Origin of the sequence: Streptomyces sp. NPDC021020 (genome assembly GCF_044333285.1) — a bacterium.
Lineage (GTDB): Bacteria > Actinomycetota > Actinomycetes > Streptomycetales > Streptomycetaceae > Actinacidiphila.
This window is the reverse complement of sequence record NZ_JBIRQQ010000005.1, coordinates 18,641-34,522: the sequence shown is the minus strand read 5'-3', so window position 1 is coordinate 34,522 and position 15,882 is coordinate 18,641. Positions and strand designations below refer to the sequence as shown.

12 protein-coding genes are annotated in these 15,882 nt (G+C 74.0%); 7 read left to right on the top strand and 5 right to left on the bottom strand.

All coding sequences use genetic code 11. The features are described from left to right. The first annotated feature begins 54 nt into the window (after positions 1-54). Entirely contained in the window at positions 55-864 is an 810-nt protein-coding gene (locus tag ACH4SL_RS15270) for a DUF4157 domain-containing protein (protein ID WP_398445433.1), read from the top strand. A 56-nt stretch (positions 865-920) separates the two neighbouring features. Here ACH4SL_RS15270 and ACH4SL_RS15265 read toward each other — a convergent pair whose 3' ends face one another. Next, positions 921-2,114 (bottom strand): RtcB family protein, encoded by a 1,194-nt coding sequence (locus ACH4SL_RS15265; RefSeq protein WP_398445430.1) that lies wholly within the window; start codon positions 2,112-2,114, stop codon positions 921-923. A gap of 334 nt (positions 2,115-2,448) precedes the next feature. Here ACH4SL_RS15265 and ACH4SL_RS15260 point away from each other — a divergent pair, with 334 nt between their 5' ends. The 3 genes from ACH4SL_RS15260 (at position 2,449) to ACH4SL_RS15250 (ending at position 5,892) form a co-directional block, all read left to right on the top strand. Continuing rightward, on the top strand, positions 2,449-3,315 hold the full coding sequence (locus ACH4SL_RS15260; RefSeq protein ID WP_398445428.1) for a hypothetical protein: 867 nt from the start codon (positions 2,449-2,451) through the stop codon (positions 3,313-3,315). A 94-nt stretch (positions 3,316-3,409) separates the two neighbouring features. Further along, positions 3,410-4,141, top strand: a complete 732-nt coding sequence (locus tag ACH4SL_RS15255; protein ID WP_398445426.1) for a DUF3558 domain-containing protein — start codon at positions 3,410-3,412, stop codon at positions 4,139-4,141. Positions 4,142-4,275: 134 nt separating this feature from the next. Next, the gene (locus ACH4SL_RS15250; protein WP_398445424.1) at positions 4,276-5,892 is read left to right on the top strand and encodes a DUF2637 domain-containing protein; all 1,617 of its coding nucleotides are present in this window, start codon (positions 4,276-4,278) and stop codon (positions 5,890-5,892) included. A gap of 11 nt (positions 5,893-5,903) precedes the next feature. On the opposite strand, the gene ACH4SL_RS15245 is transcribed toward ACH4SL_RS15250, so the two are convergent. Further along, positions 5,904-7,160, bottom strand: coding sequence for a hypothetical protein (locus ACH4SL_RS15245; RefSeq protein ID WP_398445422.1), 1,257 nt, complete (start codon positions 7,158-7,160; stop codon positions 5,904-5,906). 172 nt (positions 7,161-7,332) lie between these two features. Then, positions 7,333-9,060, bottom strand: a complete 1,728-nt coding sequence (lysS, locus tag ACH4SL_RS15240; protein ID WP_398445420.1) for a lysine--tRNA ligase — start codon at positions 9,058-9,060, stop codon at positions 7,333-7,335. A gap of 236 nt (positions 9,061-9,296) precedes the next feature. Between lysS and argS the strand changes: the two genes are divergently transcribed. Together argS and ACH4SL_RS15230 are read left to right on the top strand one after the other, a co-directional pair. Next, on the top strand, positions 9,297-11,090 hold the full coding sequence (gene argS / locus ACH4SL_RS15235) for an arginine--tRNA ligase (RefSeq protein ID WP_398445417.1): 1,794 nt from the start codon (positions 9,297-9,299) through the stop codon (positions 11,088-11,090). A 171-nt stretch (positions 11,091-11,261) separates the two neighbouring features. Then, on the top strand, positions 11,262-12,497 hold the full coding sequence (locus ACH4SL_RS15230; protein WP_398445415.1) for a SpoIIE family protein phosphatase: 1,236 nt from the start codon (positions 11,262-11,264) through the stop codon (positions 12,495-12,497). A 60-nt stretch (positions 12,498-12,557) separates the two neighbouring features. On the opposite strand, the gene ACH4SL_RS15225 is transcribed toward ACH4SL_RS15230, so the two are convergent. Beyond that, entirely contained in the window at positions 12,558-13,604 is a 1,047-nt protein-coding gene (locus ACH4SL_RS15225) for a sigma-70 family RNA polymerase sigma factor (protein ID WP_398445413.1), read from the bottom strand. Between the two features lie 135 nt (positions 13,605-13,739). On the opposite strand from ACH4SL_RS15225, the gene ACH4SL_RS15220 reads away from it, so the two are divergent. After that, the gene (locus ACH4SL_RS15220; protein WP_398445411.1) at positions 13,740-14,576 is read left to right on the top strand and encodes a DUF4253 domain-containing protein; all 837 of its coding nucleotides are present in this window, start codon (positions 13,740-13,742) and stop codon (positions 14,574-14,576) included. A 31-nt stretch (positions 14,577-14,607) separates the two neighbouring features. On the opposite strand, the gene hemB is transcribed toward ACH4SL_RS15220, so the two are convergent. After that, complete coding sequence (gene hemB, locus ACH4SL_RS15215; protein ID WP_398445409.1) at positions 14,608-15,591, bottom strand: porphobilinogen synthase; 984 nt, start codon at positions 15,589-15,591, stop codon at positions 14,608-14,610. Positions 15,592-15,882: the final 291 nt, after the last annotated feature.

Here is a 15,882-nt window from a genome sequence, read left to right as displayed (position 1 = left end):
CCGCGTACCCGAGACCGCACCACCCCGTACGGCACCCTCCGGGAGGAGCCCGGCATGCGAGCGCACGACCACGGTCCCGAGAACGACCACGAGCACGACGGCGCCCACCGGCAGGGCGCGGACGCCGACGCGCAGCAGCAGGCCCTGCCCCACCTGCTCAGGGCGGCGGCCGCGGGCCGCACCGACGTGGTCGGCACCGCGGGGCTCGGGGTGCTCCAGCGGCTCGTCGGCAACAGCGGGGTCGGCGCGGTGCTCCAGCGCGAGCGGCAGCAGGGCCACGAGGACCACGAGGGCGAGGCCCCGGCGGAAGCGCCCGCGCCCCGCTCCTCCGTGCACGACGTCGTCGGCGGCGGGGGCGGCGAGCCGCTGGACGCCGGGACGCGCACGGACATGGAGTCCCGGCTCGGCGCGGACTTCGGCGACGTCCGCGTGCACACCGACTCGGGTGCGCACGCCTCGGCGGCCGAGGTCGGCGCCCGCGCCTACACGGTCGGCAACGACATCGTCTTCCAGCGCGACGCCTACGACACCGCCTCCGACGCCGGCCGCACCACGCTCGCCCACGAGCTGACGCACGTCATGCAGCAGCGGCAGGGCCCGGTCGACGGCACGGAGACCGCGGGCGGCATCCGGGTGAGCGACCCCTCCGACCGCTTCGAGCGGGAGGCCTCGGCCAACGCCGAACGCGTCATGTCCGCGCCCTCCCCCGCTGCCGCCGAGCCCGCACCGGCCGCTGCCCAAGCCGCCCCTGCCGTGCCCGCGGGCGCGGCCGTGCAGCGCGAGGAGGACGACGCGGCCTCCTCCGTCCAGCGGGCGCCGGAGAAGAAGGAGGACGAAGAGGAAGAGGCGCCGCCCGAAAGCTGACGCCTCTCCCTCCGCCGTCCGCGCCCCCTCCCCGGGAGGGCGGCCCCTGCCGGGGCTCAGCCCTTGACGCAGACGACCTGCTTGAGCTTGGCCACCACCTCGACCAGGTCGCGCTGCTGGTCGATGACCTTCTCGATCGGCTTGTACGCGCCCGGGATCTCGTCGACGACCCCGGCGTCCTTGCGGCACTCCACCCCGCGCGTCTGCTCCTCCAGATCCCGCGTGGAGAAGCGCTTCTTCGCCGCGCTCCGGCTCATCCGCCGCCCGGCGCCGTGCGAGGCCGAGTTGAAGGAGTCGGCGTTGCCGAGTCCGCGCACGATGTACGAGCCCGTGCCCATGGAGCCGGGGATGATGCCGTACTCGCCGCCGCCCGCGCGGATCGCGCCCTTGCGGGTGACGAGCAGGTCGACACCGTCGTACCGCTCCTCGGCCACGTAGTTGTGGTGGCAGGAGATCACCTGGTCGAAGGTGACCCGCGCCTTCTTGAACTCCTTGCGCACCACGTCCTGCAGCAGGCCCATCATCAGCGCGCGGTTGCGCTTGGCGTACTCCTGCGCCCAGAACAGGTCGTTGCGGTACGCGGCCATCTGCGGGGTGTCCGCGACGAAGACGGCGAGGTCGCGGTCGACCAGGCCCTTGTTGTGCGGCAGGCCCTGGGCCACGCCGATGTGGTGCTCGGCCAGCTCCTTGCCGATGTTGCGCGACCCGGAGTGCAGCATCAGCCACACCTCGCCGGACTCGTCCAGGCACACCTCGATGAAGTGGTTGCCGCTGCCCAGCGTGCCGATCTGCTGCGCGGCGCGCTCGGCCCGCCAGTGCACCGACTCGGTGAGCCCGTCGAAGCGCGCCCAGAAGTCGTCCCAGCCGGACGTCGGCATGCCGTGCACGTCACCGGGCGCGACCGGGTCGCTGTGCAGACCGCGGCCGACCGGGATGGCCTGCTCGATCCGCGTCCGCAGCCGCGACAGGTCACCGGGCAGGTCGTTCGCCGTCAGCGACGTCCGCACCGCGCTCATGCCGCAGCCGATGTCGACGCCGACCGCCGCCGGGCAGACCGCGCCCTGCAGCGCGATGACGGAGCCGACCGTGGCGCCCTTGCCGTAGTGGACGTCGGGCATCACGGCGAGGCCCTTGATCCACGGCAGCGACGAGACGTTGCGCAGCTGCTGCATCGCGCCGCTCTCGACCGCGGCCGGATCGGTCCACATGCGGATCGGGACCCGGACCCCGGGTACTTCGGTGTACGACATGGCTGCCCCCCGGGACATAGACCGACTGGAACGAACGAGCGGGACGAACGAGCGGGACGACGGCACGACCGCGCCTGGCGGGGCCGGACGCCACGAACATCCCGGACATCCCGGATCAATGGCACACAACACGCCAGCTTCACACCCATACGGCATGAAACGTCTGATTCGTCGAATAGACCAACGGGTCACCCGATAAACCCACCCCCACGGGCGCTTTCCGCGCCGCGTGCGGTAGACATTGTGTCCAGGGTTCGCTCAAGCGCGCCAAGGAATTACCGCGCCGGGACCATGACGGCACGCATCTGCGACACACCGGACCGAGAGGCGGCACGTGAGGCAAGGGCTCCGCACAGCGCACTCCACGCGCAGGCCGCAGGCCGCGCTGGGCGCGCTGGCGCTCGCGGTCGCGCTCGGCGGCCTCGGCACGCTCTCCGCGTGCACGGGCGGCGGCTCGGACGACGCGGACGGCGACGGCAAGTCGTCGCTGACCACCGACCAGTCCGTCTCGCCCGCCCCGCCGGGCAAGTACAAGACGCTGCCGCAGCCGTGCATCGCCGTCGACCTGGACACCCTCAAGGCCGTGGTGCCGGGCGCGAAGGACTACGCCGGCACGGAGTCCCTCACGTACGACACCGACCGCCGGGTCGGATGCAGCTGGCACGCCAAGAACGCGGACGGCGCCGACCACGCGCTGACCATCGACATGGAGCGGGTCGTGTCGTACGACCCGGCGGTGAGCGACGAGGTCGAGGCCAAGGGCGACTTCGACGCGCAGGCCGCGCTGGCGTCGATCCCGCCGCTGCCGCTGCCCGGCAGCACGCCGACCACTCCCCCGTCGGCCACCACCACGCCCACGGCGTCGGGCACGCCGAGCGGCAGCCCGGACTCCACCGGCGGGACCGGGGCGGGCGACAGCGCCGGTACGGACTCCCCCGGTGACAGCGGCCAGAACTGGGGGCCGCGGCGGCTCACGGATGTGGGCAACGCCGCATTCATCTACGACACCCTCACCCCGGCCAAGGGCGGCAAGGGCGTGGCCCGGCGTGACGTGACCCTCGTCTTCCGCACCGCGAACGTCGTCGTGAGCATCCGCTACGCCGCCGCCTCCGCACCCGCCGGCGACGCCCCGCAGAGCTCTGACGTGCAGCAGAGCGCCCAGAAGGTCGCCAAGCAGCTGGAGCGCAAGGTCGAGAGCTGAGCTTCCGGCCGCGCCGGAGCCGCTCCTGTCACCCCTTAGGGTGGAGGGCCGACCGGCCGCACAGGCGCGAATCACGACGACTGGACCCAGGACCATGGAACGACGACGACGCACCGCACCGCGCCGGGCCCTGCTGCTGGCGTGCGCCGCGGCCGTGCCCGCGCTGCTGCTCGCCGGCTGCTCCTCCGGCGGCTCCGGCTCGGACTCCGCCGCGGGATCCGGCGCCAAGGACACCGCGGGCGGGAAGGGCAAGGACACCGCCGCGAGCGCCCCGGCAACGACCGCGGCGCCCGCGCCGGACAAGTTCGCCACGCTGCCGAACGCCTGCCTGTCGGTCGGCAAGGCCACCGTGACCGCGATCGTGCCCAAGGCCAAGGTCCCGGCCGGCACCCCCGCCACCTCCGACGACGCCAAGGACCGCGCGGGCTGCTCCTGGACCGGCAACGGCTCGGACGGCTACCAGTACCGCTGGCTGTCCGTCACCCTCCAGCGCTTCACCTCCGCCCCGGCCTCCCCCGCCGAGAACCAGGCGAAGGAACGCTTCACCGACCAGGCCGCCGACCTCGGCACGTCGACGGGCGCGAAGGCGTCGCCCGTCACGGGCCTCGGCGACCAGGCGTATTCGTTCGCGGGCAAGGCCACCGTCGCGAAGGTCACCTCGCAGAACGACACGCTGCTGGTGCGCACCGGCAATGCCCTGGTGATCGTCGAATACAACGGCGCGGGCCTGGAGGGCAAGAAGAACCCGAGCGCCGCCACCGTCGACGCCGGCGCGCTGCGGGCCGCCAAGGAAGCGGTCGCGGCGGTCGCGGCGGCGAACGCGTAACAAACCCCGCCCCGCCCGTCCGCAAAGCAACGGCAATCCGTACGTTTGTCCGGGCCGGGGAACGCCGGGCGCTCACCGCGGTATGGCAGTCTGGGGCCGCCAGTTGCCGATTGCAGTCGCAGGAGGGGTCGCGGGTGGCCGCGATACGTTTGACCCGCACGCACCGGATATTGGTCGGGGTCGTCGTCACGGGTGCCGTCGTCATCGCCGGCATAGGCTTCGCCGGGTCCTACGCGGCGGTGCGCTCGCTCGCGCTGGACAAGGGTTTCGGCTGGTTCGCGAACGTCTTCCCGATCGGCGTGGACGCCGGCATCGTGGTGCTGCTGGCCCTCGACCTGCTGCTGACCTGGCTGCGCATCCCCTTCCCGCTGCTGCGGCAGACCGCGTGGCTGCTGACCGCCGCGACCATCGCCTTCAACGGCGCCGCCGCCTGGCCCGACGGGCTCGGCGTGGGCATGCACGCGATCATCCCCGTCCTCTTCGTGGTGTCGGTCGAGGCCGCGCGGCACGCCATCGGGCGCATCGCCGACATCACCGCCGACAAGCACATGGAAGGCGTCCGCTTCACCCGCTGGCTCCTCGCGCCCTTCCCGACCTTCCGGCTGTGGCGGCGCATGAAGCTGTGGGAGCTGCGGTCGTACGAGGAGGTCATCCGGCGCGAGCAGGACCGGCTGGTCTACCGGGCGAGGCTGCGCGCCCGCTACGGCGTCGCCTGGCGGCGCCGGGCACCCGTCGAGGCCCTCATGCCGCTGCGGCTGGCCAAGTACGGGGTGCCGCTGGCCGACACCGCGGAGGCCGGGCTCGCCGCGGCGGGCCTCGAACCCCTCGCGGAGCCCGCGCCCAAGGAGCTGACGGCCGCGGTGCCGGCCCCGGCGGCGGAGGGGGCGGGGGCCGAGGCGGCGGTGGCGGCGCCGACCGCGCCGGGAGCTGCGGCGGCGGCGGAGCGCGCGGCGGGGGCCTCGTCCGAGGCCGAGGCCGCGGGTGGTGAGGCCGCGGCTGTGGCCGCGGCGCCGCCGTACGCCGAGCAGGCCGGGCACGCGTACGACGCGCGGTTCGACCCTCGCTACGACCCGCGCCTCGATCCCCGGTACGGCGCCCCGTACGACCCGCAGTACGGCCCGGCGTACGACCCGAGGTTCGACCCCCGCTTCGACCCGCGGTACGCCGAGGTGGGGCCGCCGGGACCGTACGCGCAGCCGGACGTCCCGCCGCAGCCGCAAGGCGGGGGCGAGGCGGAACAGCCCGGCAGCCCCTGGTTCCATGCCCAGCGACTGCCGGAGCGCCCGCAGCCCGCCCCGGCCCCCGAGCCCGAGCCCGAACCCGCGGTGGACGGACCCCGCATCCCCATCGCCCCGGGCCGCGACCGCCCGCTCGGCGTCGGCACGCCCCTGAACGGCGCCAACGGCGTCAACGGCGGCGGCCCGCTCCCCTTCCCGGGCCCGCGCACCGAGGAGTACGCCCCCGAGCCGGTGCCCGAGCCGGTGCCGGAGAGCGGGCCGGAGCCCGTCGTTGGGGCCGAGCCCGCCGCGACGTTCAACCTCCCCGAGGGGATCTCCGTCGAGGAGGCCTACTTCGCTGCCTACCGCCAGTACGTGCGCGAGAAGGGCGAATTCCCCAACGCCCGGCACTTCTCCCGCTACCTCCCGACGGTGTACGGCGGCACCGCGCCGGAGGAGCGCACCCTCGTCGCGGTCATCCGGGACATGCGTTACCGCTTCCAGTCCGAGTCGGACATCGAGCACATCCCGTAAACGCGCGCTCCCTACGGACGCGCCAGGACGCCCGTCGGCTGGAGCGGCTCGTAGCCGCGGGCCAGCAGCTCGGCGGTCACCGTGACCGGGCCCGTCGAGCCGTCGGCGCAGGTGACGGTGAGGGACGTGCGGTACGTGCCGCCCGGGGCCAGGTCGGTGGCGGCCGCCGGGGTGACGACGGCGACGAGGGTGCCGTCCGGGCCCTCGGTCAGGGTCACCGGCTCGCCGCCCGCGGTCACCGTCACGTCGTCCGGGTGCAGGCCGCCGGGACGGGAGAGCACCAGGCGGGTGCCGACCTCGGTGAAGTACGGGCCGTCCGCCGGGCTCGTGAAGACGACCTCGCCCGCGAGGGAGCAGGTGTCGTCACCGCACCCGTCACCACCACCGTGACCGCCGCCGCCGCGCACGGACGCCGGGAGGGCGCCGACGCGCGCGGGCGTGCCGCCGACGTCGTACGTGCCGGGGTGGCCGGGGCCGCCCGGGGCAGTGGGCGCGAGGTGGATGCTGCCGGTCGCGGCGCCGTCCACCAGGAAGTCGTACACCGTGCCGTCCACCGTGAGGTTGTCGACGTAGGTGTCCAGGTTCGCGCTCGCGTCGCCGAGCCGCCCGACGTTGGCGATCACGCCGATCGCGCCGCTGTCCGCGCCGCCGCAGGCCGCCACGTAGTCGCCGAACGGGTGGTCGCTGCCGGCCGCGAAGGACCCCACCGCGCGCGAGGTGCGCCACAGCGCGGCGCCCCCGGCGTCGAAGTGCCGCCAGATGTCGGCGACCGCGCCGGTCCTGCCCTGGGTGTCGGTGGCCAGCTGCGGCTGGAAGCTGAGCGTGGTGAACGCGCCCCCGCAGAAGCCCGGCAGCTGGAGGTTCGCGCCGCCGGCGATCGCGGAGGGGGTGGAGGAGCCGCGCACGTAGAGGTCGTACGACAGCGGCGCCGCGGCGATGTCGCCGAATGCCACGGGTGCGGTGAAGTAGTGGGCGGCCTGCGACTGCTGGGCCTCGGCGGCGCCGGTCACGGCCAGGTGCAGGCTGCCGTTGAAGCGGACGGGGTCCGCGAAGGGCGAGACCTCCTGCGTGCCGAACGGCCGCCCGGCGTTCCCCGGGTCGTCCTGCAGCCGCAGCCAGGGGCCCTGCGGCCCGAGGTCGGCCGCGGTGACCGGCTGGTGCACGGCGTCGGCCGCACGGGCCGGTGCGGCGCAGGCGAGGACGGCGGGGGCGGCCGCGACAGCGGCGGCGGTGAGTGACGCGGCGAACCGCGCGGCAAGACGGGGCATCGGTGGGGCTCCCATCGGGATCGGGCGCAGCTAGCGCCTCCCATGGATCCCCCGGCGCCACCCCCGCCGACGCCCCACCCCACCAAAGTCACCCTGACGGCCTTGCCCCCGGCCGCGCGGCCCCCGCCACCGGGGTCCGGCGGCGGGGGCGGGGCACCAGCCGGGGCGGGGGTCAGGCCGCGGACGCGCCCAGCAGGGTGCGGACGCGGTCCTGGCCCACCGCGAGGAGCAGGGTCGGCAGCCGGGGGCCCGTGTCGCGGCCGACGAGCAGCTCGTAGAGCAGGGCGAAGAAGGCCCGCTGGGCGACCTTCAGCTCGGGCGTCGGCTTGGCGTCCGGCTCCAGGCCCGCCTGGACCTTCGGCACCGCGTAGACCAGCGTCGTCAGGCCGTCCAGCGACCAGTGCGACGCCAGCCCGTCGAGCAGCAGCTTCAGCGCGCCGCGCCCCGCGTCGTCCAGCGCGGCGAGCCGGGCCTCGTCCGGCTCGGCCCGCACCACGGTGCGCTGCTCGGCGGGCACCTGCGTGGTGATCCAGGCCTCCGCCCGGTCCAGCCGCGGGCGCACCTCGTCCAGCGTCGCGATCGGGCGCTCCGGGTCCAGCTCCGACAGGATCCGCAGCGTCTGCTGCTCGGCGCCCGCGGTGATGTCGGCGACCGAGGCCAGCGTCCGGTACGGCAGCGGCCGCGGGGTGTGCGGCAGCTCGCCCGCCGCGGTGCCGACCGCGCGGCTGTACGCGGCGAGGTCGGCCGGCAGCGCGGTGCCCTCCTCGACCTTGCGCGTCAGGGCGTCCCACTCGTCGTAGAGCCGCTGGATCTCCTGGTCGAAGGCGATCTTGAAGGACTGGTTGGGGCGGCGCCGCGCGTACAGCCAGCGCAGGATCTGCGGCTCCATGATCCGCAGCGCGTCCGCCGGCACCGGCACCCCGCCCTTGGAGGAGGACATCTTCGCCATGCCGGAGATGCCCACGAAGGCGTACATCGGCCCGATCGGCTGCTCCCCGCCGAAGATCGGCCCGACGATCTGCCCGCCGACCTGGAAGGAGGACCCCGGCGAGGAGTGGTCGACACCGGACGGTTCAAAGACGACGCCCTCGTACGCCCAGCGCATCGGCCAGTCGACCTTCCAGACCAGCTTGCCGCGGTCGAACTCGCGCAGCAGCACCGTCTCGCCGTGCCCGCACGTGCACGTGTACGTCATCTCGGTCGTCTCGTCGTCGTACGCGGTGACCGTGGTGAAGTCCTTGCCGCACTCCGAGCAGAACGGCTTGTACGGGTAATACTCCGCGCCGCTGCCGCTGCCGTCGTCCTCCGCGGCCGCGCCGGAGCCCTCCGCGGCGGCGACCTCCGCCTCGTCGAGCGGCTTCTGCTGCTGCTTGGCGGGCGCCTTCTTCGTCCGGTACTGCGCGAGGATCGCGTCGATCTCCCGGCGGTGCCGCATCGCGTGCAGCACCTGCTCGCGGTAGGCCCCCGACGTGTACTGCTCGGTCTGGCTGATCGGGTCGTACTCCACGCCCAGCTCGGCCAGCGAGGCGACGATCTGCGCCTTGAAGTGCTCCGCCCAGTTCGGGTAGGCCGATCCCTCGGGGGCGGGCACGGAGGTGAGCGGCTTGCCGATGTGCTCGGCCCACGACGCGTCGACGCCCGGCACCCCGTTCGGCACCTTGCGGTAGCGGTCGAAGTCGTCGAAGGAGATCAGATGGCGCACCTGGTGACCGCGGCGGCGGATCTCGTCGGCGACCAGGTGGGGCGTCATGACCTCGCGCAGATTGCCCAGGTGGATCGGGCCGGAGGGGCTCAGCCCGGACGCGACGACGACGGTTTTCCCGGGGGCGCGACGCTCCGACTCGGCGATGACGTCGTCCGCGAAACGGGAGACCCAGTCGGTCTCGGTGCTGGCAGCCACTGCTCTGTCCTTTCCCTGCGAAGGGGGTCGCCCAGGAGGCGTCCCGCTCCCTCGATTCTCCCAGACCCGCGCGCCCCGCCGGGCCGCCCTGTGGACAACCCGGACCCGCCGCCACCCCTGTGGATAACCTGCTCGCCGATTCCGGTGGCCGTGGGAGACTGGGGTTGCTCGAAATCAGGAGTCAGAGCCCGGTTCTTGAGCCGCCCACGATCCCGACACACGAAACGGCACCTTTCATGGCCTCGGTCGCTTCCCTTTCCGCTTCGCTCCAGCAGCGTGTCTCGGCCGCCCTCGCGGCGGCCGTGCCGTCGGCCGCCGGTGCCGACCCGCTGCTGCGACGTAGCGACCGGGCCGACTTCCAGGCCAACGGAGTGCTGGGCCTGGCCAAGCGGCAGAAGACCAACCCGCAGGCGCTCGCCGCCCAGGTGGCCGACGCGCTGCCCGGGCTCGCCGCCGCGGAGTCCGGTGACGACCCGATCGCGGCCGTCGAGGTGTCCGGCCCCGGCTTCCTCAACATCACGGTCGCAGACGCCGCGATCACCCGGAATGTCGCGGCCCGCGCCGCCGACGAGCGGCTCGGCGTGCCGCTCAAGGCCCACCCCGGCGTCACCGTCGTGGACTACGCGCAGCCGAACGTGGCGAAGGAGATGCACGTCGGCCACCTGCGCTCGTCCGTGATCGGCGACGCGATCGTGAAGATCCTGGAGTTCGGGGGCGAGCAGGTCGTCCGCAGGCACCACATCGGCGACTGGGGCACGCAGTTCGGCATGCTCGTGCAGTATCTGATCGAGCACCCGCACGAGCTGGACCACACCGCCGACGAGGCGGACGCGGGCGAGGCCTCGATGTCCCGGCTGGACCGGCTCTACAAGGCGTCGGGCGCGCTGTTCAAGTCCGACGAGGCCTTCAAGGAGCGGGCCAGGCGCCGGGTGGTGGATCTCCAGGCGGGCGATCCGGAGACGGTCGCGCTGTGGCAGCGCTTCGTCGACGAGTCGAAGATCTACTTCGACTCCGTCTACAGCAAGCTCGACATCCAGATCCGCGACGAGGACATCGTCGGCGAGTCCGGCTACAACCACATGCTCGCCGAGACGTGCGAGCTGCTGGAGAAGTCCGGGGTCGCGGTCGAGTCCGACGGCGCGCTGTGCGTCTTCTTCGACGACGTCAAGGGCAAGGACGGCGAACCGGTCCCGCTGATCGTCCGCAAGTCGGACGGCGGCTTCGGCTACGCGGCCACCGACCTGTCGGCGATCCGCAACCGGACGGGCGAGCTGCACGCCGACACGCTCCTCTACGTCGTGGACGTCCGGCAGTCGCTGCATTTCAAGATGGTCTTCGAGGCCGCCCGCCGGGCCGGCTGGCTGACCGACGCGGTCACCGCCCGGCATCTGCCGTTCGGCACCCTGCTCGGCAAGGACGGCAAGCCGTTCAAGACCCGGGCCGGGGAGAGCGTCAAGCTGGAGGCGCTGCTCGACGAGGCGGTCCAGCGGGCCACTGCGGTCGTGCGGGAGAAGGGCGAGAAGATCGGCCTGACCGAGGAGGAGATCCTCGCCAACGGCGTGCAGGTCGGCGTCGGCGCGGTCAAGTACGCCGACCTGTCGACCTCGCTCGGCCGGGATTACGTCTTCGACCTGGACCGGATGGTCTCGCTCAACGGCGACACGAGCGTCTACGTCCAGTACGCCTTCGCCCGCACGCAGTCGATCTTCCGCAAGGCCACCGCCGACCAGCGGCCCGCCGCCCACCCGGAGCTGCCGCTGGAGCAGGCCGAGCGCGCGCTGGGCCTGCATCTGGACGCGTTCGGCGACACCCTCGCCGAGGTCGCCGAGGTGTACGAGCCGCACCGGCTCGCGGCGTATCTGTACCAGCTCGCGTCGCTGTTCACGACCTTCTACGAGCAGTGCCCGGTGCTGACCGCGGACGGCGGCGCCGCCCAGGTGGAGAACCGGCTGCTGCTGTGCGAGCTGACCGCCCGCACGCTGCGCCAGGGCCTGGCCCTGCTGGGCATCCGCACCCCCGACCGCCTCTGACCGACCCCCGGCAGGCCGCCGCCGGCCGCCGCCGACCCCGCGCCCGGGTGCGGCCCCGCACGACCCCGCACCCGGGCGCCGTACGCCGGGCCCCGCTCGGCGGGCGGCCGGACGCCGCCCGTGGTCCGATGGTGGGGTCAGCGGCGGCACCGAGGGCGGACGGACGGGCACGTGTCAGGTGACGGCGGCGATCCGGAGATCGACTACCGGGCGGTCTACAAGGGGCTCCCGGCGGGCATCGCCCTGCTCGACCCCGGGCTGCACTACCTCGACGTCAACGACGCCTACGAGCGCCAGTCCGGCAAGTCCCTCGCCGACCTGGTCGGCCGCTACATCTTCGACGTCTTCCCGGACAGCCCCGAGCGCGCCGACACCGCGAACGGCCCCGCCAACCTCGGCGCCTCGCTGCGCCACGTCCTCGCGACCCGCGAGCGCGACGCGCTCCCCCTCCAGCGCTACGACGTGGAGCGCCCGGGCCGCCCCGGCGTCTTCGAGGAGCGCTACTGGAGCACGATCAACACCCCGGTCCTCGACGCCGACGGCGAGGTCGCCCTCATCGTGCACCGCGCGGAGGAGGTCACCGCCTTCATGAAGGCCCGCGACGGCGGCCCGGCCAGCCACAACAAGCTGGAGGCCGAGCTGTACATGCGGGCCCGCGAGCTGCAGGAACTCAACATGCGGCTGCGCCGCGCCCACGCCCACGAGCGGGAGGTCGCCCTCACCCTCCAGTCGGCGCTGCTGCCCGCCACCCGCCCGATCGGCCACCGGGCCGCGGTGCGCTACCAGCCCGCGGTCAGCGCGCTCAACGTGTGCGGCGACTGGTACGACATGGCGGACCTGCCCGGCGAGCGCACGACCGTCGCGGTGGGCGACGTCGTCGGCCACGGCCTGCGCGCCGCGACCGTGATGGGCCAGCTCAGGAGCGCGCTGAGCGCCGCCGCCCGGGTCACCGAGGGGCCCGCGGCCGCGCTGGACGCGCTGGGCCTGTACGCCGAGTCGGTCGAGGGCGCGCAGTCCACGACCGTGGTCAAGGCGCACGTCGACTGGAGGGGCCGCACCATCACGTACAGCACTGCCGGCCATCCGCCGGCGGCGCTGGTGCACCCGGGCGGCACGGTGGAATTCCTCGACCGGGCCACCGACCCGCCGATCGGCGCCGATCCCGAGCCCGAGCCGCGCCCGGAGGCCGTCGTCGGCTTCGAGCCGGGCGCGACGCTCGTCCTCTACACCGACGGGCTCATCGAGCGCCGCAGCGAGGACATCGACGTCGGCCTCGGCCGCCTCGCGACGTCGCTGGCCCGGCACCGCGAGGCCGACCCCGAGTCGCTCGCCGACGCGCTGCTGGACGAACTGCTCCCGCCCGACGGGGCCACCGACGACACCGCCCTGGTCGTCCTGCGGCTGTGACGGCCGGCGCGGTGCGTGACGCGCCGGATGCCCGCCCCCGTACGGGCACCCGGCGCGCGCTCAGCGCCCCGCCGGGGCGGCCGGCAGCGACGGCGGCAGCCCGAACCACGGGTAGGTGGTCCCCTCGAAGCGGCTCAGCGCGCACACCCGGCCGCCGCTGAGCCCCAGCACGATCACGCCGATCCCGTACCGCTCGCCGCCCGCCGCCGCCCGCAGGTACACCCCGAAGGCCGGCTGGCCGTTGGCGCGGCTCGGCACCAGGTCGAAGGCGCGGCCGCCGCCGAAGAGCGCGGCGCAGAAGCGGCCCACGGCGTCCACGCCGACGTACTCGAACGGCACCGGCGGCATGGACATGAAGACGTCGTCGGTGAACAGCGCGATCAGCCCGTCCATGTCCGCGGCCTCGTACGCGCTCACGAAGCGCGCCAGGATCTCCTCCTCGGCGGGCGATCCGGCGGCCGGCGGCGGCACGTCGCCGGGGTCGGCGGCGCGGTGGCGCTGGAGGCCCGCGCGGGCCCGTTTGAGAGCGCTCGTCACCGACTCGACGGTGGTGTCCAGCATCCCGGCGACCTCGCTCGCCCGGAAACCCAGCACGTCCCGCAGCACGAGCACCGCGAGCTGGCGCGGCGGCAGCAGTTGCAGCGCGGTCACGAAGGCCAGCGAGATCGACTCGGTCTGCTCGTAGCGGGCCTCGGGCCCGAGCGGCACGTCGATCGCGCCCGCGAGCAGCGCGTCGGGGAAGGGCTCCAACCAGACCGCCTCGCCCATGCGCGAGGGCTCCGGCGGGTTCAGCCCCGGCGCGTTCCACTCCTGGGCGGGCCGCCGGGCCTGCGACCGCAGGGCGTTGAGGCAGCGGTTGGTGGCGATCCGGTAGAGCCAGGTGCGCAGCGAGGCCCGCCCCTGGAAGCCGTCGAGGCCCTGCCAGGCGGCGAGCAGGCTGTCCTGGAGGGTGTCCTCGGCGTCCTGGAGGGAGCCGAGCATGCGGTAGCAGTGCACCAGCAGCTCGCGCCGGTGCGGTTCGGTGAGCGCGCGGAAGGCGTCGCCGTCCCCGCCGCGCGCCCGGGTCAGCAGGTCGGACGCCGCCGATGTCACCGTTTTCACCGTCATGTGCCGCTCGCCTTCTCCCCCACCGCGCCGGGCGCTTCCCGCCGCCACCCGTACCGACACCGGCCGGGCCGCGAACTGGGCGGTCCGCGCCGCCCATTGTGACCCGCTGTCGGACCCGCCCCCTACAGTCGGGGCATGGCGATGCTTCCCAACCCGCTCCCGGCCCTCGCGGCCGACCCGACCGGCTCCTCCCTCGGCCTGACCCTGCCGCCCGGCCGGCTCGTGCACGACACGGAGGACGGCCCGGCCTCCGAGCCGCTGCTGTGGATGGCCGAGCTGGCGGCGGGGCCGCAGTCCTGGGCGGACGCGCTGCCCGCACGGGCGGTGGGGCTCCTCCCGGTGCTGCTGAATCTCGACGGATCCCCGCTCGTGGGCTGGGAGCTGTCCCCCGCGACGATGTCCTACCCCGGCGACCACGACGCCGAGGAGGTGCTCGCCGGGTACTGGACGGGCGAGGCGTGGCAGGACGAGGAGGAGGACAACTCAGACGAGGGGGCCGACGCGGAGGCGGAGGCGGACGACGAGGAGGCGCACCACGACTGGCCCGGCCTCGCCCCCGCGCTGCCGCCGCAGGCCGACCCGGACGAGCGCGCGGCCGAGATCGCCGGAGAGCTTGCCGCCGCGGCGCCCGCGACCGCGCGCGTCGCCCTCGTCCACGCCCGCCGCAGCGCCGACATACCCGCCGCGATCGGCTGGTGCGGCCCGCTCAACCACGACAACGACGTGGCCCGGCTGTGCGCGGTGCTGCGCTCGTGGGAGGAGCGCTTCGGCATACGCGTGGTGGGCCTCGGCTTCGACACCCTCACCGTCTCGGTGGCCGCCCCGCCGCGTACGCCCGAGGAGGCCGCGGCGGTGGCCGCCGAGCACTACGCCTTCTGCCCGGACAACATCGACCAGGGCTGCGGCTCGCTGGAGGAGTACGCGGCCAAGGAGGTGCTGGACCGCACCGCGTGGACGTTCTGGTGGGACTGACCCCGCCGGGGCTCCGGCCGGGGCCGCGCCGTCAGAGGTTCTGCGCGACCTCGGTCGCCCAGTAGGTGAGGATCATGGTCGCGCCCGCCCGGTGGATCGAGGTCAGCGTCTCGGTGATCGCCCGCTCCCGGTCGATCCAGCCGTTCGCCGCCGCGGCCTCGACCATCGCGTACTCGCCGGAGACCTGGTAGGCGGCCACCGGCACGTCCACGGACTGCGCGACCTTCGTCAGCACGTCCAGGTACGGCAGCGCGGGCTTGACCATGACCATGTCGGCGCCCTCGGCGAGGTCCAGCGCCAGCTCGCGCAGCGACTCGCGGGCGTTCGCCGGGTCCTGCTGGTAGGTCTTGCGGTCGCCCTTGAGCCCGGAGTCCACGGCCTCGCGGAAGGGCCCGTAGAAGGCGGAGGAGTATTTCGCGGTGTACGCCAGGATCGCCACGTCCTGCCGGCCGATCTCGTCCAGCGCCTCGCGGACCACGCCGACCTGGCCGTCCATCATCCCGGACGGCCCGACGACATGGACGCCCGCGTCCGCCTGGACCTGCGCCATCTCGGCGTAGCGCTCCAGCGTCGCGTCGTTGTCGACCCGGCCCTGGGCGTCCAGGACGCCGCAGTGGCCGTGGTCGGTGAATTCGTCCAGGCACAGGTCCGACATGACGACCATCGAGTCGCCGACCTCCGCGACGACGTCGCGGATCGCCTGCTGCAGGATCCCGTCCGGGTCCGTGCCCTGGCTGCCCACCGCGTCCTTCACCTCGGGCACACCGAAGAGCATGATGCCGCCGACGCCCGCCGCTGCGGCCTCCGCGGCCGCCTTGCGCAGGGTGTCGCGGGTGTGCTGGACGACGCCGGGCATCGAGGAGATCGCCTGCGGCGCGCTGATGCCTTCCCGGACGAAGGCGGGCAGGATCATCTGCGCGGGGTCCAGCCTGGTCTCCGCGACCAGGCGGCGCATCGCCGCGGACGTCCGCAAACGCCGGGGCCGCGCCCCGGGGAATTCCCCATACCTAGCCATACGATCCACGGTACGCCCGCGCGCGCCGTGCTCTTCCCGACGCGAAGTCGGGCTCGCGGCTACGGGGTGCGCCCCCGGGGGCGCGGGGCGGCCTCCGCGAGGGGCCGCGCCTGCCGCGCCGGGCGAGCGTTTTTAGGGGCGCGGGGAACTGCGCGACCAGCCCACCACCGTGGTGCACGTCGTCACCGGCCCGAAGGGGCAGTTCGGTCCGTACCGGACCACCGGCCGGTGGGTGGTTGCTCGCGCAGTTCCCCGCGCCCCTGGTGGTTGCCCGGCGCCGCAGCGCAATCG

What these genes read in the sequence shown, in the direction of transcription:
- ACH4SL_RS15255 (WP_398445426.1), top strand. Translation starts at nt 3,410, where the DNA reads ATGGAACGACGACGACGCACCGCACCGCGCCGGGCCCTGCTGCTGGCG.
- hemB (WP_398445409.1), bottom strand. Translation starts at nt 15,591, where the DNA reads ATGGCTAGGTATGGGGAATTCCCCGGGGCGCGGCCCCGGCGTTTGCGG.
- ACH4SL_RS15265 (WP_398445430.1), bottom strand. Translation starts at nt 2,114, where the DNA reads ATGTCGTACACCGAAGTACCCGGGGTCCGGGTCCCGATCCGCATGTGG.
- ACH4SL_RS15220 (WP_398445411.1), top strand. Translation starts at nt 13,740, where the DNA reads ATGGCGATGCTTCCCAACCCGCTCCCGGCCCTCGCGGCCGACCCGACC.
- ACH4SL_RS15225 (WP_398445413.1), bottom strand. Translation starts at nt 13,604, where the DNA reads ATGACGGTGAAAACGGTGACATCGGCGGCGTCCGACCTGCTGACCCGG.
- argS (WP_398445417.1), top strand. Translation starts at nt 9,297, where the DNA reads ATGGCCTCGGTCGCTTCCCTTTCCGCTTCGCTCCAGCAGCGTGTCTCG.
- ACH4SL_RS15270 (WP_398445433.1), top strand. Translation starts at nt 55, where the DNA reads ATGCGAGCGCACGACCACGGTCCCGAGAACGACCACGAGCACGACGGC.
- ACH4SL_RS15245 (WP_398445422.1), bottom strand. Translation starts at nt 7,160, where the DNA reads ATGCCCCGTCTTGCCGCGCGGTTCGCCGCGTCACTCACCGCCGCCGCT.